Origin of the sequence: Pseudomonas simiae (assembly GCF_000934565.1) — a bacterium.
Lineage (GTDB): Bacteria > Pseudomonadota > Gammaproteobacteria > Pseudomonadales > Pseudomonadaceae > Aquipseudomonas > Aquipseudomonas simiae.
On sequence record NZ_CP010896.1, the window covers coordinates 4,424,753 to 4,446,254 of the forward strand.

Genomic DNA, 21,502 nt, shown 5'->3' on the forward strand with positions numbered 1-21,502 from the left:
AAGGCTCGGCCTTAAGGCCACTATCGCGGGCAAGCCAGCGCCCACATCGGGACCGCGTACTCACCGTCAGACCCCGCACAGCTTGCGCAATAAATCGGTGTCCAAGTGATTCTCCACCAGGTCCGCCAGGCGCTCGATATCGCGCTCGCGCAACGCGTGGTAATCCACTGCCTGCACATCCTGCAGACCGGCCCAGCGCAGCAAGGCGCTGCAGGCCGCCGGGCTTTCGAACAAGCCATGCAGGTAGGTGCCGAGAATTTGCCCGTCGGCACTTTGCGCGCCATCCGTGCGACCGTCATCCAGCAACACGGCAGCGTTCGACAAAGCGTCGCCAGACGTCACGCCCGCATGAATCTCATAGCCGCAGACTTCGGCATCCTCCAGCAACAGCCGCCCGCGCACGTTGCGCAACTGCTTCTCTTCTTCAAGCGTAGTGCTGAACGCCAGCAGCCCAAGCCCATCGCTGGAGCCGGCAGGCCCTTCCAGGCCCAGCGGGTCATGCACCTGCTCGCCGAGCATCTGCAGGCCGCCGCAAATGCCGAGCACCTTGCCGCCATAGCGCAAGTGCCGCGCCACGGCGGTGTCCCAGCCGTTGGTGCGCAAATAGGACAGGTCGCTGCGTACGCTTTTCGAGCCGGGGAGGATGATCAAGTCGGCGGCGGGGATTGGCTGGCCTGGCCCGATGAATTGCAGATCCACTTGAGGATGCAGGCGCAGCGGGTCGAAATCCGTGTGGTTGCTGATGCGCGGCAACACCGGCACCACCACCTTGAGTACCTGGGCCACCTTGTCGGTCTGGCGCCTGTCGATGCCGTCTTCGGCTTCCAGGTGCAGGTCCATCACGTAAGGCAACACGCCCACCACCGGTTTGCCGGTGCGCGCTTCCAGCCAATCCAGACCGGGTTGCAACAGCGCGATGTCACCGCGAAAACGGTTAATGATAAAGCCCTTGACCCGTGCCTGCTCCGTGGGCGATAGCAATTCCAAGGTCCCGACCAAATGGGCAAACACCCCGCCGCGATTGATGTCGGCGATCAGCAAAACCGGGCAATCCACCGCTTCGGCGAAGCCCATGTTGGCGATGTCATTGGCGCGCAGGTTGATCTCCGCCGGGGAGCCCGCGCCTTCCACCATTACCACGGGGTAAGCCTGGCCCAACCGGGCGTGGGAAGCCAGCACCGCTTGCATCGCGATGGATTTGTAGTCGTGGTAGGCCACAGCGTTCATGGTGGTGACGGCGCGACCGTGGATGATCACTTGGGAGCCGGTGTCACTGTTAGGCTTGAGCAACACCGGGTTCATGTCGGTGTGCGGCGCCAGGTTGGCGGCCTGGGCCTGCACAGCCTGGGCGCGGCCGATTTCGCCGCCTTCTGCGGTCACGGCGCTGTTGAGCGCCATGTTCTGCGGCTTGAACGGCACCACCGCCACGCCCTGACGGACCAGCCAGCGGCACAGCGCCGTCACCAAGGTGCTTTTGCCGGCGTCGGAGGTGGTGCCTTGCACCATCAGCGTGCTCATGTAGCGTCCTTAAAGGCGACCAAGGCTTCGTCCAGCCGTAGCCAGTCAGCCTCGGTGTCGGGCAGGCCGAAACGCAGACTGCTGTCGTGGACAAACAGCCGTAGCAGGATGCCGCGCTGGGCCATGAATTCGTGCATGCGTTCGGCGTGAGGCGTGATCAGCCATTGAAACAACGCGCAGCCACCCTGGGGGGGAAAGCCGTGGCGCTCCAGCAAGGCGAACAAACGCTGGCCTGCCTCGATGCAACGCACGCGTTGGAACGCCTGACCGGTGGTGTCGCGCAGACATATCTGACCCAACACCCGCGTCGGTCCGCTGACGGCCCAGGGGCCGACCTGTTCAGCCAGCAACTTGAGCAGCTTGCGCTCGGCCAATACAAAGCCCAGCCGCACCCCGGCCAGACCGAAGAATTTGCCGAACGAGCGCAACACGATCAGGCCGACCTGATGGGCGTGGCCCGCCAGGCTGAATTGAGGGGTGACATCCATGAACGCTTCGTCTACCACCAGCCAGCCGCCCCGCTGGGCCAGCCGCGAATGCCAGTCCAGCAAGCGTTGTGGGGCCAGGTTCAGGCCGGTGGGGTTGTTGGGGTTGACCACCACCAGTACGTCGAGCCCCTCCAAGAAGAAGTCGACTTCCTGCTCTTGCACTTCGCGCACCACGTAGCCGGCGCGGCGCCAGGCTTCGGCGTGTTCGGCATAGCACGGTGACAACACGCCGACTTTGCCAGCGCGGCGCAGGCGTGGCAGCAACTGGATGGCCGCCTGGGAGCCGGGCACCGGCAACAGGTGTGCAGCGCCATAGTATTCGCTGGCGGCCTGCTCCAGGCCGTCGTCGGTTTCCGGCAGGCGCGCCCAGGCCCGCAGCGGGATCTCGGGAATCGGCCAGGGCCAGGGCGCGAGGCCGCTGGACAGGTCGAGCCAATCGGCCTCGGCTATCCCGTACTGAATCGACGCCCTGCGCAACCGGCCACCGTGCTCAAGCATAGAATTGCGCCCCCGCGCATAGGATCAGCAGCCACAACCATACGCCGCGCTGCACCAGTTGCCAGCCCCGGTCGATGGAATCGGCATCCGCCGCCGGGCCTTCGCCCAGTTGCGGACGCTGGTGCACTTCACCGTGATAGATGGCGGCGCCGCCCAACTCCACGCCCAGGGCGCCGGCACCGGCAGCCATCACCGGGCCAGCGTTCGGGCTGTCCCAGGTCGGGCCTTGGGTGCGCCAGCATTTGAGCGCCAGACGAGTCTTACCCAGTACCGCGTAGGTCAACGCCACCAGGCGTGCAGGAATGTAGTTCAGCACGTCGTCAATCTTTGCCGCCGCCCAGCCGAAGCGTTCAAAACGTTCGTTGCGATAGCCCCACATGGCATCAAGGGTGTTGCTCAGGCGATAAAGCACCACGCCCGGCACCCCCGCGAGCACAAACCAGAACAGCGCGGCGAAGACCGCATCGCTGCCGTTCTCCAGCACCGACTCAGTGGCCGCGCGGGCGACTTCGGTGCTATCCAGTTCACTGGTCTGACGGCTTACGAGGTAGCTCACGCGCTGTCGCGCTTCGTCCAGGTCATCGCTGCGCAAGGCCTGGGCCACCGGGATCACATGCTCGCCAAGGCTGCGCATGCCAAGCGCGCAGTACAACGCCAGGATCTCCAATACCCAGCCGATGTACGGCGCCCAGGATAAAGCCGTAGCCAGCAGAGTCAGCGGCACCACGGCGATAACCCACGCGGTCACGCCATGACTGCGCCAGCCGCGACCACCGGTATTGAAACGTTGCTCGATACGCCCGGCGAAATTGCCGAACGCCACCAGCGGATGCCAGCGTCTGGGTTCGCCCAGCAGCGCATCCAGCGCGACTGCAGCGACACACAGCAAGGCCACACTCATTGACTCACTCCCCACCCATTCTCATACAACATGTCACTCAGCGGCCGAGGCTCGGTCCAGCCTTCGAGTTGCAACATCGGGGCCGGGTAGAACTCGGCCACCGGCCCCAGGCACAGCACGGCCAAAGGTTTCGCGCCGGGTGGCAAACCCAGCAGATCAGCCAGGGCCTGGGGCTCGAACAGCGAGACCCAGCCCATGCCCAGCCCTTCGACACGGGCCGCCAGCCAAAGATTCTGAATAGCACAGGACAGTGACGCCATGTCCATTTCAGGCAACGTGCGCCGCCCAAAAATGTGCCGCTCACGGTCATCCATCAACGCCGCCACCAGCACTTCGGCGCAGTCGTGAATGCCTTCGACCTTGAGCTTCATGAACTCATCGGAGCGTTCACCCAGGGCTTCGGCGGTGCGTATGCGTTCTTCTTCCACCAGTTGTTGAATCTGCCCACGCAACGGACGGTCGCTGATGCGGATAAAACGCCAGGGCTGCATCAGGCCGACACTGGGTGCCTGGTGCGCGGCCTGGAGCAGACGATAGAGCAATTCCGGGGCGATAGTGCCGCCGCTGAAGTGGCGCATGTCGCGACGTTCAGCGATGGCGCGGTAGACCGCCTGGCGGTCGGCCTCGGGGAAGGCGTTGTCGGTCATGGCCTCATCGCCGGCAAGCCGGCGCCTACAGGATCGGGCGCGAACAATGCGGCCACCGCCTGGGGATTCGAGGGGAAGTAAAAGTGTACGTAGGAAGCCGTCATCCGCCCCTGCCGATAAACCGCCTCGGCACCGCGTCCGCCATTGGGGCTAAGGCCACGGGCAATCGGCTGCCATTCGGTGGTGGTCAGGGAGTGGTGATAGGTATGGCCGCGCAGCGTGCCTTCGGGCAATTCGACATTTTGCAGCGCCAAGGCCGCGAGTTTCTTCTGCATCACCGCATCGCCTTGCAGCAGGCCCACCAGTTCGGCGCGAACACCCTCGACGTCGGTCAGCGAGTCCAGCAGGTAGAGCATGCCGCCGCATTCGGCGAGCAGCGGTTTGCCGGCGGCATGATGAGCGCGGATGGCGTCAAGCATCGAGGTGTTTTCCGCCAGCGCCTGGTGGTGCAATTCCGGATAACCACCGGGCAGATAGAGGCTGTCGACGTCAGGCAATTTGCGATCGTGGATCGGCGAGAAAAACTCCAGTTCAGCGCCCATTGCCCGCAGCAGGTCGAGGCTGGCGCCATAGGTAAACGCGAAGGCTTCGTCGCGGGCCACGGCGATGCGCACACCGTTGAGCAGTGGCTGGGTTTCGATCACTTCCGGTGCGGCAAAGGTCACTGGCGGCGGCAAAGCCACTTCGCAACTGCTGCCCAGCGCTTGGGCGGCTGCATCGAGACGCACATCGAGGTCGTTCAGTTCGCTCGCCTGTACCAGGCCTAAGTGACGGCTAGGCAGTTCGATACCGGTCTCGCGGGATAACGCGCCGTACCAGCGCAGGCCTTCGGTGAGGCTGCCTTCGAGCAATTGTGCGTGACGCAAGGTGCCAACGCGATTGGCCAGCACCCCGGCAAACGGCAGATCCGGCTGATAACGTGCCAGGCCCAGGGCCAACGCGCCGAAGGTCTGGGCCATCGCCGTACCGTCAATCACGCCCAAGACAGGCACGCCGAAGTGTCGCGCCAGGTCGGCGCTGGACGGTGTGCCATCGAACAGGCCCATCACGCCTTCGATCAGGATCAGGTCCGCCTCCCCCGCCGCTTCCCATAGCAAGCGACGACTTTCCTGCTCGCCCACCATCCACATGTCCAATTGATACACCGGCGCACCGCTGGCGCGTTCGTGGATCATCGGATCGAGGAAGTCCGGGCCGCATTTGAACACGCGTACCCTGCGCCCCAGGTTGCGGTGCAATCGGGCAAGCGCGGCGGTGACGGTGGTTTTGCCCTGGCCGGACGCCGGTGCGGCAATCAAGACGGCCGGGCAATGACGGGGCTGATTCAAAGTTCGACGCCCTTCTGTGCCTTGATACCGGCTTGGAACGCGTGTTTGAGCATGCCCATTTCGGTGACGGTGTCGCCCATTTCGATCAGTTCAGGCTTGGCACCGCGGCCGGTGACCACCACGTGTTGCATCGGCGGGCGGGCTTGCAGGTCGCTGAGCACCTGGTCCAGGTCGAGATAGCCGTGCTTGAGGGCGATGTTCAGTTCGTCGAGTACGACAAGACCGATAGACGGGTCCTGCAGCAACTCGCGGGAAACCGCCCAGGCGGCTTCGGCGGCGGCGATGTCACCCTGGCGGTCCTGGGTTTCCCAGGTGAAGCCTTCGCCCATGACATGAAAGCGCACTTGCTCGGGGAAACGGCGGAAGAACAATTCCTCACCGGTACTGTTGCGCCCCTTGATGAACTGCACCACACCGCACTGCATGCCGTGCCCCATGGCCCGGGCCAGCATGCCGAACGCGGAGCTGCTCTTGCCTTTGCCGTTGCCGGTCAGCACCAGCAACAGGCCGCACTCGTTCGGGGAGTTGGCGATGCGTTCATCGATCACGGCTTTTTTGCGCAGCATGCGCGCCAGGTGGCGTTCGTCGCGGTCGGGGGAATCGGTCATGGCAGCTCTCCGTTGGGGCTGGACAAAAACGGCGGGCAGGAAAAAGAAAAAACAGACAGCCAAGCATCGCCCACCGTGATGCTGTTGGATGTTGCAGGCCGGTCTCCGGGCTCATGAGTGGCGCACGTCTTATAGAAGCGCAGACCGACGCTGCGCCTTCCCATATCGCGAGCGATACAGTGGCAAAAGGCAGCGTCTTGACTCATTTACCGTTGCGGGGGCAGCGCCGGGATCGCGGCGTCACTGTGTACAAGTGCGCTCACTCACCGGCTTCCCTGTTTCACTCCGTCGACCCATGGGTCACAGAGCACCTGGAACAAGCGGCGAAGGGTAGTAGTTTGAGGGGCGAGCTGCAAGCTTCAAGCTGATCGCCGCAAGCAGGCATCGCACCGCTTGCAGCTTCACGCGTGAAACCTGCCGCTGCTTTCTAAGGATTACGCGCCAGATTGCCTGGCAACACGCGCTTGGCGCTCAGGTAGGCATTCTGCCAATACGCCTTGGACAAGGTGTCCAACTTCACCGTACCACCGGTTTGCGGTGCATGCACAAAACGGCCTTCACCGACGTAGATCCCGGCGTGGCTGACCTGTGAACCGCCGCCCGTGGCAAAGAACAACAGGTCGCCCGTCTGCAGATTCTGCTCGCTGACATCTTGCGCACGCATCACGATCAATTCGCGAGTGGTACGCGGCAGGGAGATGCCGGCAGCGTCGCGGAAGACAAAACCGATCAGGCCACTGCAATCAAACCCGGAGTCCGGTGTGTTGCCGCCCCACCGATAAGGCGTGCCGACCAGGCCCAGGGCACGGAAGAGGACGTCTTCGGCCGCAGGCGAGAAATTCTGGCTGGAATAGTTGAACACCGGCTTGGGCTTCACCGCTACGGGAGCGGGCGGCGGTGGACGACTTGCGCAGGCGCTGAGCAGCGCGGCGCAAAGAATGAGGATCAGGCGGGCCGAGGTCGACATGGGCAGAACAATCCTGGTCTGGATGCGGCTTTCGCTGCCGAACGCTGAAAACCAGAACGCGCAAGCAAAGCTCGCGCGAACAGATTACAACAATGTCCAGGGATTCTAGCGCTTACACGTCAAACTTCAAGTATCACTTTAAGTTTACTTGCTAGCGGTAACTGTCGTCGGGGCCATGGCGAGTGCGCGCTTGGCTTCGATGAAGGTTTTGCTCCAGTAGCTGTCGCCCAGGTTGTCGACTCGAACACCGCCACTGCGACGGCTGCTGGAGTGAATAAACTGGTTGTCGCCCAAGTAGATACCGGCATGACTCACACGACCACGCCCTGCCGTACTGAAGAAAAGCAGATCACCGGGCTTGAGGTTGTTGCGCGCGACCAACGGTGCATCCACGTTGATCATTTCGCGGGTGGAGCGCGGCAGGTTCATGCCCGCTTCTTCACGAAACAGATAGCCGATGAAACCGCTGCAGTCGAAGCCGGCTTCAGAAGTGCCGCCGAAACGGTAACGGGTACCGATCAGGGACATGCCGCGTTCGAGGATGCTGTCGGCCAGAACGGGAAGCTGGTAAGGCTTGCTACCGGAGAAGTTGGTCAGCTCTTTTTCAGTTGCCAGCTCTTCTTCATAAACAGAAGCAGACTGTGCAGCAACGAATTTTGCCTGATTTTGAACCTGTGGTTTTTGCTGTTCTGCCACCTGTTGAGGGTGGGAGGCGCAACCAAACAACAGGGTAACGAGTGCGAGGGGCACGAGGGGTGCGAAGCGATTTAGCATGGGCACGACCGTGGCTGATATGTAAAGAAGACGAGACTATGCCCTCTATCACATCGATTTGCAAATTCAATCGTGATCTATGTGACTTCTTGTTTGGACCATGACATCTAAGCCCTTAACACCCCGTACCTGCCTTTTGCGTAGCCACATCGGCTCAAGCGCAGGTTTTCTGGCGCCTGGAATTTGCCGAACGCGGCAAAAACAAAGGGCTGTCTACCAGCCGAGGGTTTCTTTCAAGAAGGGAATGGTCAGCTTGCGCTGGGCCTGCAAGGAGGCCTGGTCGAGCTGTTCGAGCAAATCGAACAATGCGCTCATGCTGCGTGTACCGCGAGTGAGAATAAAATGCCCCACTTCATCGGTGAGGTGCAGGCCACGACGGGAAGCACGCAGTTGCAAGGCACGCAATTTGTCTTCGTCGGAGAGCGGGCGCATCTGGAAGATCAGCGCCAAGGTCATCCGCGACTTGAGGTCGGCCAGCTTGATCGGCAATTCCCGTGGCGAGGTAGACGCGGCAATCAGCAGGCGCCGACCACTGTCACGCAAACGGTTGAACAAGTGAAAGAGCGCCTCTTCCCATTCCGCCTTGCCGGCGATCGCTTGCAGATCGTCCAGGCACACCAGCTCGTACTGCTCAAGATGGTCGAAAATGCCGATACCGCGATCCATCAACTCAGCCAGGGGCAGGTAAACCGCCGGCTCGCCCATTTGCTCGAAACGCAGGCACGCGGCCTGCAACAGGTGGGTACGCCCTACGCCGTGCTTGCCCCACAAATAGATCAGGCTTTCGGTCCACCCGGCGTCGGCTTCGCAGAGCCGCTCGACATAGCCGAGTGCAGCGGCATTGGCGCCTGGGTAGTAGTTGATAAAGGTGGCGTCGTCACGCAGACGCACACCCAAGGGCAGCTGAATCGGTTTCATGCTGACTGAACGGCTCCAAACGAACCGTTAGTGGCCTCTGTGTAAAGTTTGCAAAGTTTATACCCGTGACGCCGGGCGCACAATGCAACAGACCCCAAGCAAAATCAAAGGTTTGCGTTAACTTGTTGGTTTTATGCAAATTGTTCGATGCCGCAGAACCGCGAACCCACCAAGCCGACCCTTTACCAAATTGGTATGTTTCCTGCTTCGCCTCGTCATATTGCCAAGAACGACATTTCATTGACGGTTGTGCGTACCATGAAAAACATCATCAAGCTGCTCGTTCCGGAAATGCCCAAAGTCGAGCAGATTCTTGCGTACTGGAAGCAAATCGATGAAAACCGCTGGTACACCAACTTCGGCCCGCTGGTCAATGAGCTAGAGGGCCGGCTATCGCGCTCTTTCAGTCGCGAGCCCGCGCAAGTCCATGTTGTGTCTATGGCGAATGGTACGTGTGCGCTGCAAATTGCATTGGAAGCCCTGAAGCTTCGCAAGAGCGGCCGCGTATTGGTACCCGGATTGACGTTCGTTGCCACGGCTACCGCAATCATCCGGGCCGGACTCACGCCGCTTATCAGCGACGTCGATCCTGACAATTGGTTGCTGACCCCCGCCATAGCACGCGCAGTGCTGGCCGAAGTGCCCTTCGATGCAGTGATGCCGGTGTCCACGTACGGTTGCGCTCAAGATGTCGCTGGCTGGGATCTTTTTAGTGCCGAAACCGGAATTCCGGTGGTCGTCGATGCCGCAGGCGCCTGGGGTAACCAGCAGATTGGACTGACGACCAAAGTCGCCTTCAGCCTGCACGCCACCAAATCCCTAGGGGGAGGTGAAGGTGGTTTCGTGGCTTCGCGCCACCACGCCTACGCCCAAAGCATGCGAGCATTAAGTAACTTCGGCATCGATGCACAGAGTGGAGGCCTGGTCTTCGAGGCCGGCGAGAACGGCAAGATGAGCGAATACCACGCCGCCGTCGCACTGGCCGCGATGGACAATTGGCCAACTGTCGCAGAAGCACGACGCAATTTGCATCAACGCTACGTAGAACGCCTAAATGAAAAAATCCCTGCACTGAAACTCCAGTCCAAGCCCGTCGATGGCGTGTACAGCCTGATGCCCGTAATGCTGCCCGCGGGGTTACGCGGTGTAGATATTCAGTTGCGCCTGCTGGGCAAAGACATCGAAACCCGGCGCTGGTACTGCCCTCCGCTGCATGGCCACCCCGCTTTCCAAGCCTATACGGCTGGCCCGCTGCCAGTGGTTGACCAATTAGCGGAGCGTTTGCTGGGATTGCCGTTTCATCTTTCACTCAGCGATCAATGCGTGGATAGAGTCATAGAATGCCTGGCCGAATTGCTCGCTGAACAACTGGCTGCGCGATGACGATGACACCCGCTGAAAAGCCTTTGGTGATCATATTCACCGGGGCCAACGAGCGCGCGGTCGGCGCTTTTTGTCGCTCCCTTCAGCGCGACCGCATCGACTTCGTATTAATCACACGCAACACTCAAGATGCGCTATATCGCACACGCCTTCGCCGCTACCTGTTTGCACAACGCACTCAGGAGGCCCTTGATGAAAATGAATTCAAGCGCCTACTGCTCGACATCAAGGCCAGCCACCCCACACGCCCGCTGACCATCGCCCCGAGCGCCGAGTCGATAAACCGTCTGCTGATGGGCATGCAAGACTGGTTATCCCTGGAAGGCATCCAGGGTATATCTGTCAGCCCGGCTATTTACCATCTGTTTTCCGATAAGGAAAAACTCTTGGCGGCGGCAAAAGTCGTCGGCCTGAAAATACCCGCGCAAATCGAGCAATTGTCTGAAGGCCAGTTGCCCTTTGTGCTCAAGCCCAGGGTCGAAAGCGGCCCCCATGGCCAGCGCCTTTACCCGCTGCTGGTGCGTAGTGCTGCCGAGTATGCTGAACATGCACGCCACTACGATGCCGCACGCTACCTCATTCAACGCTATATAGACGGACAAAGTTTTTACTATCTCTATTTCCGCAACGACGCGGGTGTCGTCGCGCTCTATCAACGCAACATCGCCCAGCAGGCGGCAGGCAAATCGATGGTTGCCGCCGAGCTGGTGCGCTGCCCCGATACAAATACCGACCAGCGCCTGCGGGCATTGCTTGAACAGCATCACTATTGCGGCTTCATCATGTTTGAGGTGATGGAAAGCGCCGGCCAACACTTCATCATCGAGGCAAACCCACGCCTTTGGGGGCCGATGCAACTGGCGCTTGAAAATGGCTTCCGCGCCAGCTGGTTGGTGCAAGATCGGCACCAGACGCCGCAAATGGCCGCGCAACAGCGTTTTCTAGGCGTCTGGCAACGGGACAAGTACCTCTGGCTCGGCGGCTTTGTCGGACAGCCACGCAGTGACATGCGCTTTTTCGCCGGCGCTCGCAGCTGGCTGCTCAAGGCCTGCTGTTGGCTGCCGCGCTATGACATCTGGTTCGCCACTGACAGCCTGAGGCTGTTCTTCTTCGAATTCCTTCGTTCAGGCAAACGCCAATGACCAAAGAACAACTACTGGCGCTGTATATGCACTCCGGGAAACACGCCTGTTACCAACCGCTGCCTGCTTTCGTGACAGAACGACTAGGCTTTGACGTACCGGTGAACCCGCGTTGGCGTGCCGACCACGGCCGCCTGGAATACCTGGAAGCGCACTTCGACTTCAGCGGCCAACGGCTGCTGGATGTCGGCGCCAATACCGGACTATTCAGCACCACCCTCGCTCATACTTACCCCAGCAGCCACTGCGTTGCCTGGGAGCTGGACGAGACCAGCGCCAACTTTATTCGCGCCTTGAGCGTCGAGTTCGATTTGAACAACGTCGAGGTCGTACAGCAAGCCCTCGACTACGCAGTCGCGCAGGCGATGCCGGGGCATTTCGATACGTTGTTGTTGTTCAACGTATTACATCATGCAGGAGTCGATTTCGATGCCGCGCTTGTGCCCGACAAACATGCCCTGCAAGGTTATATCCAGGGTTTTCTGAAGGCGCTTCGCCCGTCAGCCGGCTGCCTCCTCTACCAGATGGGTTTCAATTGGGGTGGCGACACCGCGCAACCCGTGGCGGGTCGCAATGTACTGGCCGAAAAACTCGCTTACGTCGATGCAGCACTGAGAGGCACCGGCTGGGAGATCGAACACATCGGGTTGGTATTGGACCCGCACACACGGAAAATCGAGCTGTTCGATAGCCCCGGCGCCCTCGCTCAAGCTGAAACCTGTGATCGCCTCGGCCGTGAAGGCGGCCTCAGCGAGTTCTACCTTCGCCCCCTGTTCAAGTTGGTGTGAGCATGACCAATACCCTCCCGACCAGCCGCTTACCGCTGGTCAGCATTGCGATACCTGCCTATAACCCGCGGTTCTTCGAGGCCGCGCTGAGTAGCGCACTGAACCAGAGCTACGCGAATCTGGAGATAGTGATCACAGACGATTGTCGTGACGACGGCATCCGCCTGATCACCGAGCGTCTTGCTGCACAGACCGCAGTGCCGGTGCGCTACCTGCACAACGAACAGCAGTTGGGTGGCCAGCTCAACCTCAGTCGCTGCCTGGAAGAATCCCGGGGCGAATACATCAAGTTTCTCAATGACGACGATCTGTTGCTGCCCAATTGCGTCGAGCGCCTTGCCGCCGTGCTTGAGGCACGTAACGATATCTCGCTGGTCACTTCACGGCGCCGACTGATTGGAACCGAAGACGAGCCACTGCCTGACATCCTCCAGACGTGTGAAGTATTCGACAAAGACGCCTGCCTGCAGGGTGCAGACCTCATTTCGCTACTGTGCGACTGGCCTGTCAATTTCATTGGCGAACCTAGCACAGTGATGTTTCGTCGCGCCCAACTGATCGACAAAGCGCCACATATCTGCGCTTTGGGCGGCGTCGTTATTCGTGCCATTAACGACTTGGCCATGTTTGTGAACCTGCTGCAACACGGCCATCTCGCTTTCATACAGGAGCCCCTGTCACTCTTTCGCCGGCATGCCGAGCAACGCCAGAACCAGCCAGATATGCAGGATCTGTTCGATCAGGGCCTCGCCAATTTCACCCGCCAGATCCACGCACTGGGGCTCTACAACCCGCAGCCTTCATCGCAGGTGCGACGTGCCCCCTTGTCAGCCCCTGAGGCCTTTGAGCTGTTTCATGTACAGGGCGCCTACCTGGCTTGCGATTTCCAGCCACTCATTACCTCGCACAGTGCCGCCCCGCTTGTCGGCGAGTGCGAAGTACTTGTCGCCGAGCAGCCCGTTCTCGAAGACGGCGAGCCTCCCATTGGCGTGGTGATCCATGTGTATCTTCCAGGTGTGCTGCTAGACATTTTGCGCCGCCTGGTCCTGCTGCATGAACGCCTGCATCTATACGTAACGTGCGTAGCCGGCCTGGAAGACACCGTACACAGCCACCTCGCCGTCAGCGGTTTGAAATACTCGCTCTATCGGGTGCCCGATCACGGTAGGGATGCCCTGCCATTCCTCCACGTACTTGCGAACTTGCGTGCCGACAACATCACCACGCTGGTCAAGCTGCACACCAAACGCTCGGCCCATATGGGCACCGAGAGCTCCTGGGCACATGACCTTTTCGATGATTTGCTCAGCCCTGTGCGATTCCGGCAGTCGGTAGAATATCTTGCCGCCCCATCGCACCATCCACTGCTCGGCACAGAGCCTTACCGGGCGCAAGTCACTCAGGACCTTGAAGAAGAAGACCGTCAGCGCCTGCTGGCCCTGGCCGAACGCGCCGGGATTGATTCACAACGAATCGACGATGCGGATTTTTTTGCCGGCTCCATGTTCTTTGTACGCATTGAAGCGTTGGCCCCCTTGGAACGGATGAACCTCACCGGCAAAGATTTCGACACTGAACGCGGTCAGCTTACCGGCACGCTGGCACACGCTATCGAGCGCTTCTTCGGCGTGCTGGCGAATGCAGGCAAACACCAGCGCAATATCGACCAGTATCGGCGATGGCTGGATACCCGACAACTGTCTACCGCGGACTTCGAAGGCTTGCCAACACGGCTGGCTGGCTGGCCACAGCACACCGACGTATTGGTGGTGTTGACCGATACTACCGGTGATATTGCGCAGCTACGTGCCAGCCTGGAAAGCATCAACCGCCAACTCTACAAGGCGGCGGCCATCGTGGTGCTGTCAAACAGCGAGCCGGCCGGGATGACACCGGCCGATAACTTGGTCTGGCTACCGCTGGCGGAGTCCTGGCCCAGCCAGCTCAATGAGCTGCTTCAGGCCATCCAGGTCGACTGGTGCTACCTGCTACGGGGCGGCGACCGACTTGATCCCCACGCGTTGCTATTGCTGGCAGAGGGCATCGCCCTTAACCCGGGCATCAGCATGTGCTACACCGATGAAGATTCGCTGACCGCTACCGGTTACCAAGACCCGGTGTTCAAGCCTGACCTTAATCTGGACCTGCTGCGTAGTTATCCCTATGTTGGCCGAGCCTTGGCATTCAGTCGCGAGTCAGCGTTGAATCTCAATGGCTTCGACCCCGCCTTCGCCGAACTCGCGCCCCATGACCTGCTCTTTCGGCTGATAGAAACCCACGGGCTAGGCACCGTCGGACACCTCGCGGATGTGCTCGTGCACCAGCAGATCAACTTCGGCCAGTGGCTCGGCGAGCCTCAGGTCATTGCACACTCGGCAGCTATAGTCCAAGCGCACTTGCAACGTTTGGACGTGGCTCATGAAATGCGTACGGGGCCTTTGCCGATGGTCAATCGCGTAATTTACCAACACGCCGGGCAACCATTGGTGTCCATCGTGATCCCGACCAAGGACCAACTGCCGATGTTGATGCGCTGCATCGAAAGCGTGATGGAGAAAACCCGCTACACGAACTACGAACTGATCATCATCGACAACAATAGTGAAACGGCGCAGGCCCGTGAGTGGTTCACGGGCATGGAGCAGTTGAATAACGCCAAGGTACGCATACTGCGCTACCCGCATCCGTTCAACTATTCAGCCATCAATAACTACGCCGCCAGCCAAGCCCGTGGCGAATACCTGGTGCTCCTCAACAACGACACTGCGGTCATTGATGGCGACTGGCTCGGCGCCATGCTCCATCACGCCCAGCGGCCGGAAGTGGGGATAGTCGGCGCCAAGTTGTTGTTACTCGACGGGACTATTCAGCACGGGGGCGTGGTGCTCGGTTTGCACGGCGTAGCGGACCACCCCTTTGTCGGCGACCCCATACAGTCCAACGGCTACCTTCATCGCTTGCAAGTTGACCAGAACTACAGCGCGGTCACCGCTGCCTGCCTGATGATCCGTGCCGACCTGTACCACCAGGTGGGTGGAATGGACGAGACGAGCCTGGGGGTTTCATTCAACGACGTAGACCTCTGCCTGAAAGTGGGCCAAGCCGGGCAACTGATTGTCTGGACACCTTATGCATTGCTGATGCACGAAGCCAACGTCAGTCAGAACAAGGTCGACACGACCAGACTGGAAGCCAAACGCGAGCGCTTCAAACGCGAGCAATCGGTGATGTACCAGCGCTGGCTGCCGCAGCTCGCCAATGACCCGGCCTATAACCGCAACCTGACACTGGAAGGCCGCGGATTTGCCTATGAATGCCGTAGCGACGCGGGCTGGCATCCGTTCGCCAGCCATCAATTGCCTTACGCCCTTTGCTACCCCGGCGATTTTTTCGGCAGTGGGCACTACCGCGTGCGCCAACCTTTTGCTGCCCTGAAGGCAGCGGGGCTGATCGAGGGCGCGGTCAGCGACTGGCTACTACAACCTGTAGAAGTGGAGCGCCATGCGCCGGATACGATCATTTTCCAGCGGCAATTCACTACACCTCAGTTGGAGATTATCGAGAACACCAAAGCATTCTCCAAGGCGTTCAAGGTCTATGAACTGGATGACTATATTCTTGATGTCCCCACCGGCAACGCAAGTCGCCAGTTGTTTCCCAAAGACACCGCAAACCGTCTGAAACAAGCTATCGGCCTCTGCGACCGGCTGGTGGTGTCGACCCAGCCGCTCGCCGATGCGCTGGAACACTTCAATGCAGACATCCGCGTGATGGAAAACCGCCTGCCAGGCACATGGTGGAACGATCTGACCAGCCATCGCCAACAAGGCCGCAAGCCACGGGTCGGCTGGGCCGGTGGTTCAAGTCACGGCGGCGACCTGCGAGTTATCGCCGAAGTGGTTCGCGAGCTGGCGCAGGATGTGGAATGGGTATTCATGGGTATGTGCCCACCGGAACTACGCCCCTATGTCCACGAATTCCACCAAGGTGTGACAATCGAAAAGTACCCATCACGGCTGGCCGGTTTGAACCTGGATCTGGCCTTGGCGCCGCTGGAAGACAACTTTTTCAATGCCTGCAAAAGCAATTTGCGGTTACTGGAATATGGCGCCTGTGGTTTTCCGGTGATTTGCTCGGATATTCGTTGTTACAGCGGTGAGTTGCCGGTGACCCGGGTCAGAAACACGCCTAAAGACTGGATTGCCGCCATTCGCGAGCACCTTACCGAACGGGACGCCAGCGCTCGAGCCGGAGACGCGCTGCGTAGCGCGGTGCTCAAGAACTGGATACTCAAGGAAGAACACCTGGTGGCGTGGAGAAACGCCTGGCTGAAAACGTGAAAACTGCGGTCCGGCGACGTTCTTAACTACGACGGGGCTCAGAGCCACAGGCATAAAAAAATCGGAATCCTTAGCGGATTCCGATTTTTTCTTGTGATGACAAAGTTACAGATCCGGGTCTTCAACCCCTGTATACACATCCGAATCCTTGTACAAATCGTGCACATGGCGCACCAGCACCATGATCACTGCCGCCACCGGCAGCGCCAGCAAGATGCCCGTAAAGCCAAACAGCTCACCGCCCGCCAGGATCGCAAAGATCACTGCCACCGGGTGCAGGCCAATCCGATCGCCGACCAGCAGCGGCGTCAGCACCATGCCTTCCAGAGCCTGGCCGACCATGAACACGGCCACGATGCCCAACATTGGGTACAAGTCACCACCAAACTGGAACAGCCCGGCCACCAGTGCCGCGCCGATACCAATCACGAAGCCCATATAGGGCACGATCGCAGCCAGGCCGGCGATCAGGCCAATCAGCAGGCCCAATTCCAGGCCGATGGCCATCAAGCCAGCCGCATAGATGATCCCCAGGGCCAACATCACCAGCAGTTGGCCACGCACGAAGGCGCCCAGTACCTCGTGGCACTCTTCGGCGAGGGAGACGATGCGTTCCTCACGGTCACGCGGCAGCAGGCTGCGGATCTTGGCCATCATGAGGTCCCAGTCGCGCAGCAGGTAGAACGCGACCACCGGGATCAGTACCAGATTGGTCAGCCAACCGATCAGCGCCAGGCTGGACGCAGTGGCTTGGCTTAGTACAACGCCGACGATATCGGTGGTCTGCCCCATGTGCTCGCTGATCGCGGCCTTGACCTTGTCGAACTTCCAGAAGCCATCCGCCAATCCCAGCTTGGCCTGGGCCCATGGCATTGCCGTGTGCTGCAGCCAATCGAGCATCTGCGGCGCCAGCTCATAGAGTCGGAACAGCTGCTTGGCCAGCATCGGCACCAGTACCAGCACCAACGCCGTGATGATCAGGGTAAACAGCGCGAACACCGCCACCACGCCCCAGGTACGCGACAGCCCGGCCTTCTCCAGACGATCCACCACCGGATCGAAAAGATAGGCCAGCAGCAACGCGACCAGGAACGGCGTCAAGATCGAATGCAGCAAGAACACAAAGACGCACAGCAGGACAATCCCGCCAAGCCACACCCAACGACGCGTATCCGCCATAAACCACTCCATCTATATAAAGAAGAAAACTGCTACCAACGAAAACGCAATTGCGCCTGAGGCTCGGGTGCCATTGCCGGTTGCGCGCCATCCACTGCCGATTGCTGGACCGGCGCCTCACCCGCAGGAATCTCCTGCAACTTGGCCAGGCTCAACTGGGTGCGCAACTGATCGGCACTGCCGTTGACGCGGTACACGATGCGATTGCCATCCACTGACTGCGGCTGACCGCCTAAAGGCTCCAGCAGATGACCCAGTGCGGCATAACGCTCCAGGGTCATGCCCTGCACTTCCAGCAACTGTTCGGTGCTCACGCCGGGCTTGACCGCGAAGCGCGGCGCGAGCTTCTGGCTCACCGCCAGCATCACCGCATCGGCCACGGCGCCGGTGTCGGCCCCTTGAACCGTGCCCTGCTCGCTCTTGTCGCCCAGCCACAAGCGCCATTTGGCTTGCCATTGACTGCCTTCCTGGCGCGCATGCACGGCCAGCAAGGCATCGGCGCCGTAACGCTCGGAGGCGGTGCGCAGCGGCGTAGCGTCGGCACTTTCCAGGTTCGGCGCGGTAGCGACCACCTGCTCATCCAGGTCGCCCAGCGGCAGGCGCAACGGCAAGCCACGGTGTTGCGCAGCACGGCGCAACGCTTGGGCGACGGTCTGGCCATCGCCAACGAGGCTGCTGCCTTCGGTGGAGTCGTTCAGCCACCAGCCTAGAATCGACGGTCGATTGCTGCCCCAGATCGACAAGCCGGCTTCACGCAGGACGCGATCGGTGCTCACCGGGTCGAAATCCACTTGCAGGCTTTCCGGCGGGCCGGCGTCATAGCCGTACTGGCTGATGATTTGTTGCGGATCTTTACGAACGGCCGCCAGGCCCGGGCCGTCGGCGGCCTTGGCGTCGCCGGTCAGGCGGATCACCAGGGTCTGCACGGCGCGCTGGGTGGCCTGGTCGCGCTCCTGGGGCGACTGGCTGCTGACGGGTTCAAGTACTTGATAAAGGCCATTGAGGGTTTCGGCATGACTCGCCAGGCTGAGCAACGACAAGCAGCCTACAAAGAAGAATTTACACAGACGCATGGAAGATTCCCGAACGACAAATTTAGCGGCTGCAACAGACCGCGTGGATCCGGTTTGCCAAGGCTGTGACCATGGCGACCGGTAAAACATTCACAAGGCCTCGGCAGTTTTTGTACTGTCATAACGATAGCGGGTTAAAGGCTATACCTTAATACACGCCAAAGCAGAGCCGATTAGCATTTTTTTAACCGGCTTTTTTTGCCTATATGGCCCTGCCCGTCGGCCCGAGGATGGCCGCTGCCCCTCAAGCCTGATAAAATCGCGCGCCTTCGCAGACCGTCAACGGCTGGGCCTTTTACCAAAAGCGCCTGCCCGCTCGGTCGTTACCCCTGAATCCCCCCTAAAGGCCTGGATCATGAGCAAGCAACCCTCCCTGAGCTACAAGGACGCCGGTGTAGACATCGACGCCGGTGAAGCATTGGTCGAACGCATCAAGAGCGTCGCCAAGCGCACTGCGCGCCCCGAAGTCATGGGCGGCCTGGGCGGTTTTGGCGCCCTCTGCGAAATCCCGGCCGGCTACAAGCAGCCTGTACTGGTTTCCGGTACCGACGGCGTGGGCACCAAGCTGCGCCTGGCACTGAACCTGAACAAGCACGACACCATTGGCATCGACCTGGTTGCCATGTGCGTCAATGACCTGGTGGTGTGCGGCGCAGAGCCCTTGTTCTTCCTGGACTACTACGCCACCGGCAAACTGAACGTGGACACCGCTGCACAAGTGGTTACCGGCATCGGCGCCGGCTGCGAACTGTCGGGTTGCTCCCTGGTCGGCGGCGAAACCGCTGAAATGCCAGGCATGTACGAAGGCGAAGACTACGACCTGGCCGGCTTCTGCGTCGGCGTCGTGGAAAAAGCCGAAATCATCGACGGCTCCAAGGTTGCCGCCGGTGACGCCCTGCTGGCCCTGCCCTCTTCCGGTCCGCACTCCAACGGTTACTCGCTGATCCGCAAGATCATCGAAGTGTCCGGCGCCGAGATCGAGAACACTCAGCTCGACGGTAAGCCGCTCACCGACCTGCTGATGGCCCCGACCCGCATCTACGTCAAGCCATTGCTCAAGCTGATCAAGGACACTGGCGCGGTCAAAGCCATGGCCCACATCACCGGCGGCGGCCTGCTGGACAACATCCCGCGCGTCCTGCCAAAAGGCGCCCAGGCGATCGTCGACGTGGCCAGCTGGCAGCGTCCTGCGGTATTCGACTGGCTGCAAGAGAAAGGCAACGTCGACGAAACCGAAATGCACCGCGTACTGAACTGCGGCGTGGGCATGGTCATCTGCGTGGCTCAAGAGCACGTTGAAACCGCGCTGAATGTACTGCGTGAAGCCGGCGAGCAGCCTTGGGTCATCGGCCAGATCGCTACCGCCCCTGAAGGCGCGGCCCAGGTTGAACTGAAGAACCTCAAGGCTCACTGATGCCTCAGACCTGTGATGTCGTGGTGCTGCTTTCCGGCACCGGCAGTAACTTGCAGGCCTTGATCGACAGCACGCGCACCGGCGACAGCCCGGTGCGCATCGCTGCGGTGATCTCCAACCGCAGCGATGCCTACGGCCTGCAACGCGCCAGGGACGCGGGTATCGACACCCGCGCCTTGGATCACAAGGCTTTCGAAGGCCGCGAGGCCTTCGACAGCGCCTTGATCGAACTGATCGACGCCTTCAACCCCAAACTCGTGGTACTTGCCGGCTTCATGCGCATCCTCAGCGCTGATTTCGTGCGGCATTACGAAGGGCGCCTGCTCAATATCCACCCGTCCCTGCTGCCCAAATACAAGGGCATGCACACGCACCAGCGTGCGCTCGACGCCGGCGACAGCGAGCACGGCTGCAGCGTGCACTTTGTCACCGAGGAACTCGATGGCGGGCCTCTGGTCGTACAGGCAGTGGTTCCGGTAGAGTCTGACGACTCGGCGCAGACACTTGCGCAACGGGTTCATACCCAGGAACACAGGATTTACCCGCTGGCCGTTCGCTGGTTTGCCGAGGGACGGTTGATTCTTGGTGACCAGGGTGCATTATTGGACGGTCAGTTACTCGCGGCCAGCGGCCACTTGATTCGAACCTAGGAGATTTTATGCGTCGCGCCTTGCTCTTCGCTTTTGCTCTGTTTGCCTTGCCTGCCGTGCAAGCAGCAGATTTACATCCATTCTCCGCCAGCTATACCGCCGACTGGAAACAGTTGCCCATGAGTGGCTCGGCAGAACGCAGCCTGACCAAGAACAGCGACGGCACCTGGACCTTGAACTTCAAGGCTTCGATGATGATCGCCAGCCTGACCGAAACCAGTGTGATCCTGTTTGACAAGGACACCCTGCAACCGAAGAGCTACACCTTCGAACGCGGCGGTCTGGGCAAGGCAAAGAAGATCAACCTGGACTTCGATCAAACCGCCAAGAAAGTCACCGGTTTTGAGAACAAAGACCCAGTCAACGTGCCCCTGCAAAGCAGCATGCTCGACAAGTCGACCTACCAGTTGGCCCTGCAGCGCGATGTGGCTGCCGGCAAGAAGAGCATGAGCTACAACGTGGTGGAAGGCACTGACGTCGACACCTACGACTTCCGCGTGATCGGCCCGGAAAAGGTCCAGACCAAGGTGGGATCCATCGACGCGATCAAGGTAGAGCGCGTGCGTGACCCGACTCAGAGCAAGCGCATCACCCAGATGTGGTTTGCCAAGGACCAGGGCGGCATCCTGGTTGCCCTGCGTCAGGTGGAAACCGACGGTAAGGAATACAACATCATGCTGCAGGACGGTACCGTTGACGGTAAGGCTGTCAAAGGTAGCTGATGCGCTGGTGAATCAAAAAAGAGCCTCGCGGAATGCGGGGCTTTTTTTCGTCTGCTCGTTTTGTCTTGAAGCTTCTCGCGCTATCGCAGGCAAGCCAGCTTCCACATTTGGAATGCTTTTCAAAAGGTCGGAGCTGGCTTGCCTGCGATAGCGGCGGCTCAATC

General features: G+C 60.2%; 18 protein-coding genes and 1 riboswitch. Of the genes, 7 read left to right on the forward strand and 11 right to left on the reverse strand.

Annotated elements, in window-relative coordinates:
* Positions 1-66: 66 nt before the first annotated feature.
* From PF1751_RS20040 to hda, 9 genes are all read right to left on the reverse strand, one after another.
* On the reverse strand, positions 67-1,518 hold the full coding sequence (locus PF1751_RS20040) for a cobyric acid synthase (RefSeq protein WP_044287616.1): 1,452 nt from the start codon (positions 1,516-1,518) through the stop codon (positions 67-69).
* A complete protein-coding gene (gene cobD / locus PF1751_RS20045; RefSeq protein ID WP_010208682.1) occupies positions 1,515-2,504 on the reverse strand; it encodes a threonine-phosphate decarboxylase CobD in 990 nt (329 codons plus the stop codon). The genes PF1751_RS20040 and cobD overlap by 4 nt, the downstream gene beginning before the upstream one ends.
* A complete protein-coding gene (gene cbiB / locus PF1751_RS20050; RefSeq protein ID WP_021490863.1) occupies positions 2,497-3,405 on the reverse strand; it encodes an adenosylcobinamide-phosphate synthase CbiB in 909 nt (302 codons plus the stop codon). The genes cobD and cbiB overlap by 8 nt, the downstream gene beginning before the upstream one ends.
* Positions 3,402-4,052 carry a 5,6-dimethylbenzimidazole synthase gene (gene bluB, locus PF1751_RS20055; protein ID WP_044287618.1) on the reverse strand — a complete coding sequence of 217 codons (651 nt, stop codon included), beginning with the start codon at positions 4,050-4,052 and terminating at the stop codon, positions 3,402-3,404. Before bluB ends, cbiB begins: the two co-directional genes overlap by 4 nt.
* Positions 4,049-5,380: a cobyrinic acid a,c-diamide synthase CobB gene (locus PF1751_RS20060; protein ID WP_021490864.1), complete on the reverse strand. Its 1,332-nt coding sequence runs from the start codon at positions 5,378-5,380 to the stop codon at positions 4,049-4,051. The genes bluB and PF1751_RS20060 overlap by 4 nt, the downstream gene beginning before the upstream one ends.
* Complete coding sequence (gene cobO, locus PF1751_RS20065; protein ID WP_044287619.1) at positions 5,377-5,988, reverse strand: cob(I)yrinic acid a,c-diamide adenosyltransferase; 612 nt, start codon at positions 5,986-5,988, stop codon at positions 5,377-5,379. Before cobO ends, PF1751_RS20060 begins: the two co-directional genes overlap by 4 nt.
* A gap of 79 nt (positions 5,989-6,067) precedes the next feature.
* Positions 6,068-6,318: riboswitch (cobalamin riboswitch) on the reverse strand.
* Positions 6,319-6,415: 97 nt separating this feature from the next.
* Positions 6,416-6,955: a C40 family peptidase gene (locus PF1751_RS20070; RefSeq protein WP_010208673.1), complete on the reverse strand. Its 540-nt coding sequence runs from the start codon at positions 6,953-6,955 to the stop codon at positions 6,416-6,418.
* A gap of 144 nt (positions 6,956-7,099) precedes the next feature.
* Entirely contained in the window at positions 7,100-7,729 is a 630-nt protein-coding gene (locus PF1751_RS20075; RefSeq protein ID WP_010208671.1) for a C40 family peptidase, read from the reverse strand.
* A gap of 213 nt (positions 7,730-7,942) precedes the next feature.
* Entirely contained in the window at positions 7,943-8,647 is a 705-nt protein-coding gene (gene hda, locus PF1751_RS20080; protein WP_010208669.1) for a DnaA regulatory inactivator Hda, read from the reverse strand.
* Positions 8,648-8,794: 147 nt separating this feature from the next.
* Here hda and PF1751_RS20085 point away from each other — a divergent pair, with 147 nt between their 5' ends.
* Genes PF1751_RS20085 through PF1751_RS20100 form a run of 4 tightly spaced genes read left to right on the forward strand, consistent with a single transcriptional unit; the run spans position 8,795 to position 16,300 of the window.
* Positions 8,795-10,030, forward strand: coding sequence for a DegT/DnrJ/EryC1/StrS family aminotransferase (locus PF1751_RS20085; protein ID WP_010208668.1), 1,236 nt, complete (start codon positions 8,795-8,797; stop codon positions 10,028-10,030).
* Positions 10,027-11,172 carry an ATP-grasp domain-containing protein gene (locus PF1751_RS20090; RefSeq protein WP_044287620.1) on the forward strand — a complete coding sequence of 382 codons (1,146 nt, stop codon included), beginning with the start codon at positions 10,027-10,029 and terminating at the stop codon, positions 11,170-11,172. Before PF1751_RS20085 ends, PF1751_RS20090 begins: the two co-directional genes overlap by 4 nt.
* Complete coding sequence (locus tag PF1751_RS20095) at positions 11,169-11,960, forward strand: class I SAM-dependent methyltransferase (RefSeq protein ID WP_044287621.1); 792 nt, start codon at positions 11,169-11,171, stop codon at positions 11,958-11,960. Before PF1751_RS20090 ends, PF1751_RS20095 begins: the two co-directional genes overlap by 4 nt.
* Positions 11,961-11,962: 2 nt before the next feature.
* Complete coding sequence (locus PF1751_RS20100) at positions 11,963-16,300, forward strand: glycosyltransferase (protein WP_074900381.1); 4,338 nt, start codon at positions 11,963-11,965, stop codon at positions 16,298-16,300.
* A gap of 105 nt (positions 16,301-16,405) precedes the next feature.
* On the opposite strand, the gene PF1751_RS20105 is transcribed toward PF1751_RS20100, so the two are convergent.
* The gene (locus tag PF1751_RS20105; protein ID WP_010208663.1) at positions 16,406-17,479 is read right to left on the reverse strand and encodes an AI-2E family transporter; all 1,074 of its coding nucleotides are present in this window, start codon (positions 17,477-17,479) and stop codon (positions 16,406-16,408) included.
* Between the two features lie 32 nt (positions 17,480-17,511).
* The gene (locus PF1751_RS20110; RefSeq protein WP_044287622.1) at positions 17,512-18,552 is read right to left on the reverse strand and encodes a DUF2066 domain-containing protein; all 1,041 of its coding nucleotides are present in this window, start codon (positions 18,550-18,552) and stop codon (positions 17,512-17,514) included.
* 355 nt (positions 18,553-18,907) lie between these two features.
* On the opposite strand from PF1751_RS20110, the gene purM reads away from it, so the two are divergent.
* The 3 genes from purM to PF1751_RS20125 are packed head-to-tail and all read left to right on the forward strand — an operon-like array spanning position 18,908 to position 21,338.
* On the forward strand, positions 18,908-19,966 hold the full coding sequence (purM, locus tag PF1751_RS20115) for a phosphoribosylformylglycinamidine cyclo-ligase (RefSeq protein WP_010208661.1): 1,059 nt from the start codon (positions 18,908-18,910) through the stop codon (positions 19,964-19,966).
* The gene (gene purN / locus PF1751_RS20120) at positions 19,966-20,616 is read left to right on the forward strand and encodes a phosphoribosylglycinamide formyltransferase (protein WP_042571878.1); all 651 of its coding nucleotides are present in this window, start codon (positions 19,966-19,968) and stop codon (positions 20,614-20,616) included. The genes purM and purN overlap by 1 nt, the downstream gene beginning before the upstream one ends.
* An 8-nt stretch (positions 20,617-20,624) precedes the next feature.
* Complete coding sequence (locus PF1751_RS20125; protein ID WP_010208658.1) at positions 20,625-21,338, forward strand: DUF3108 domain-containing protein; 714 nt, start codon at positions 20,625-20,627, stop codon at positions 21,336-21,338.
* Positions 21,339-21,502 lie beyond the last annotated feature (164 nt).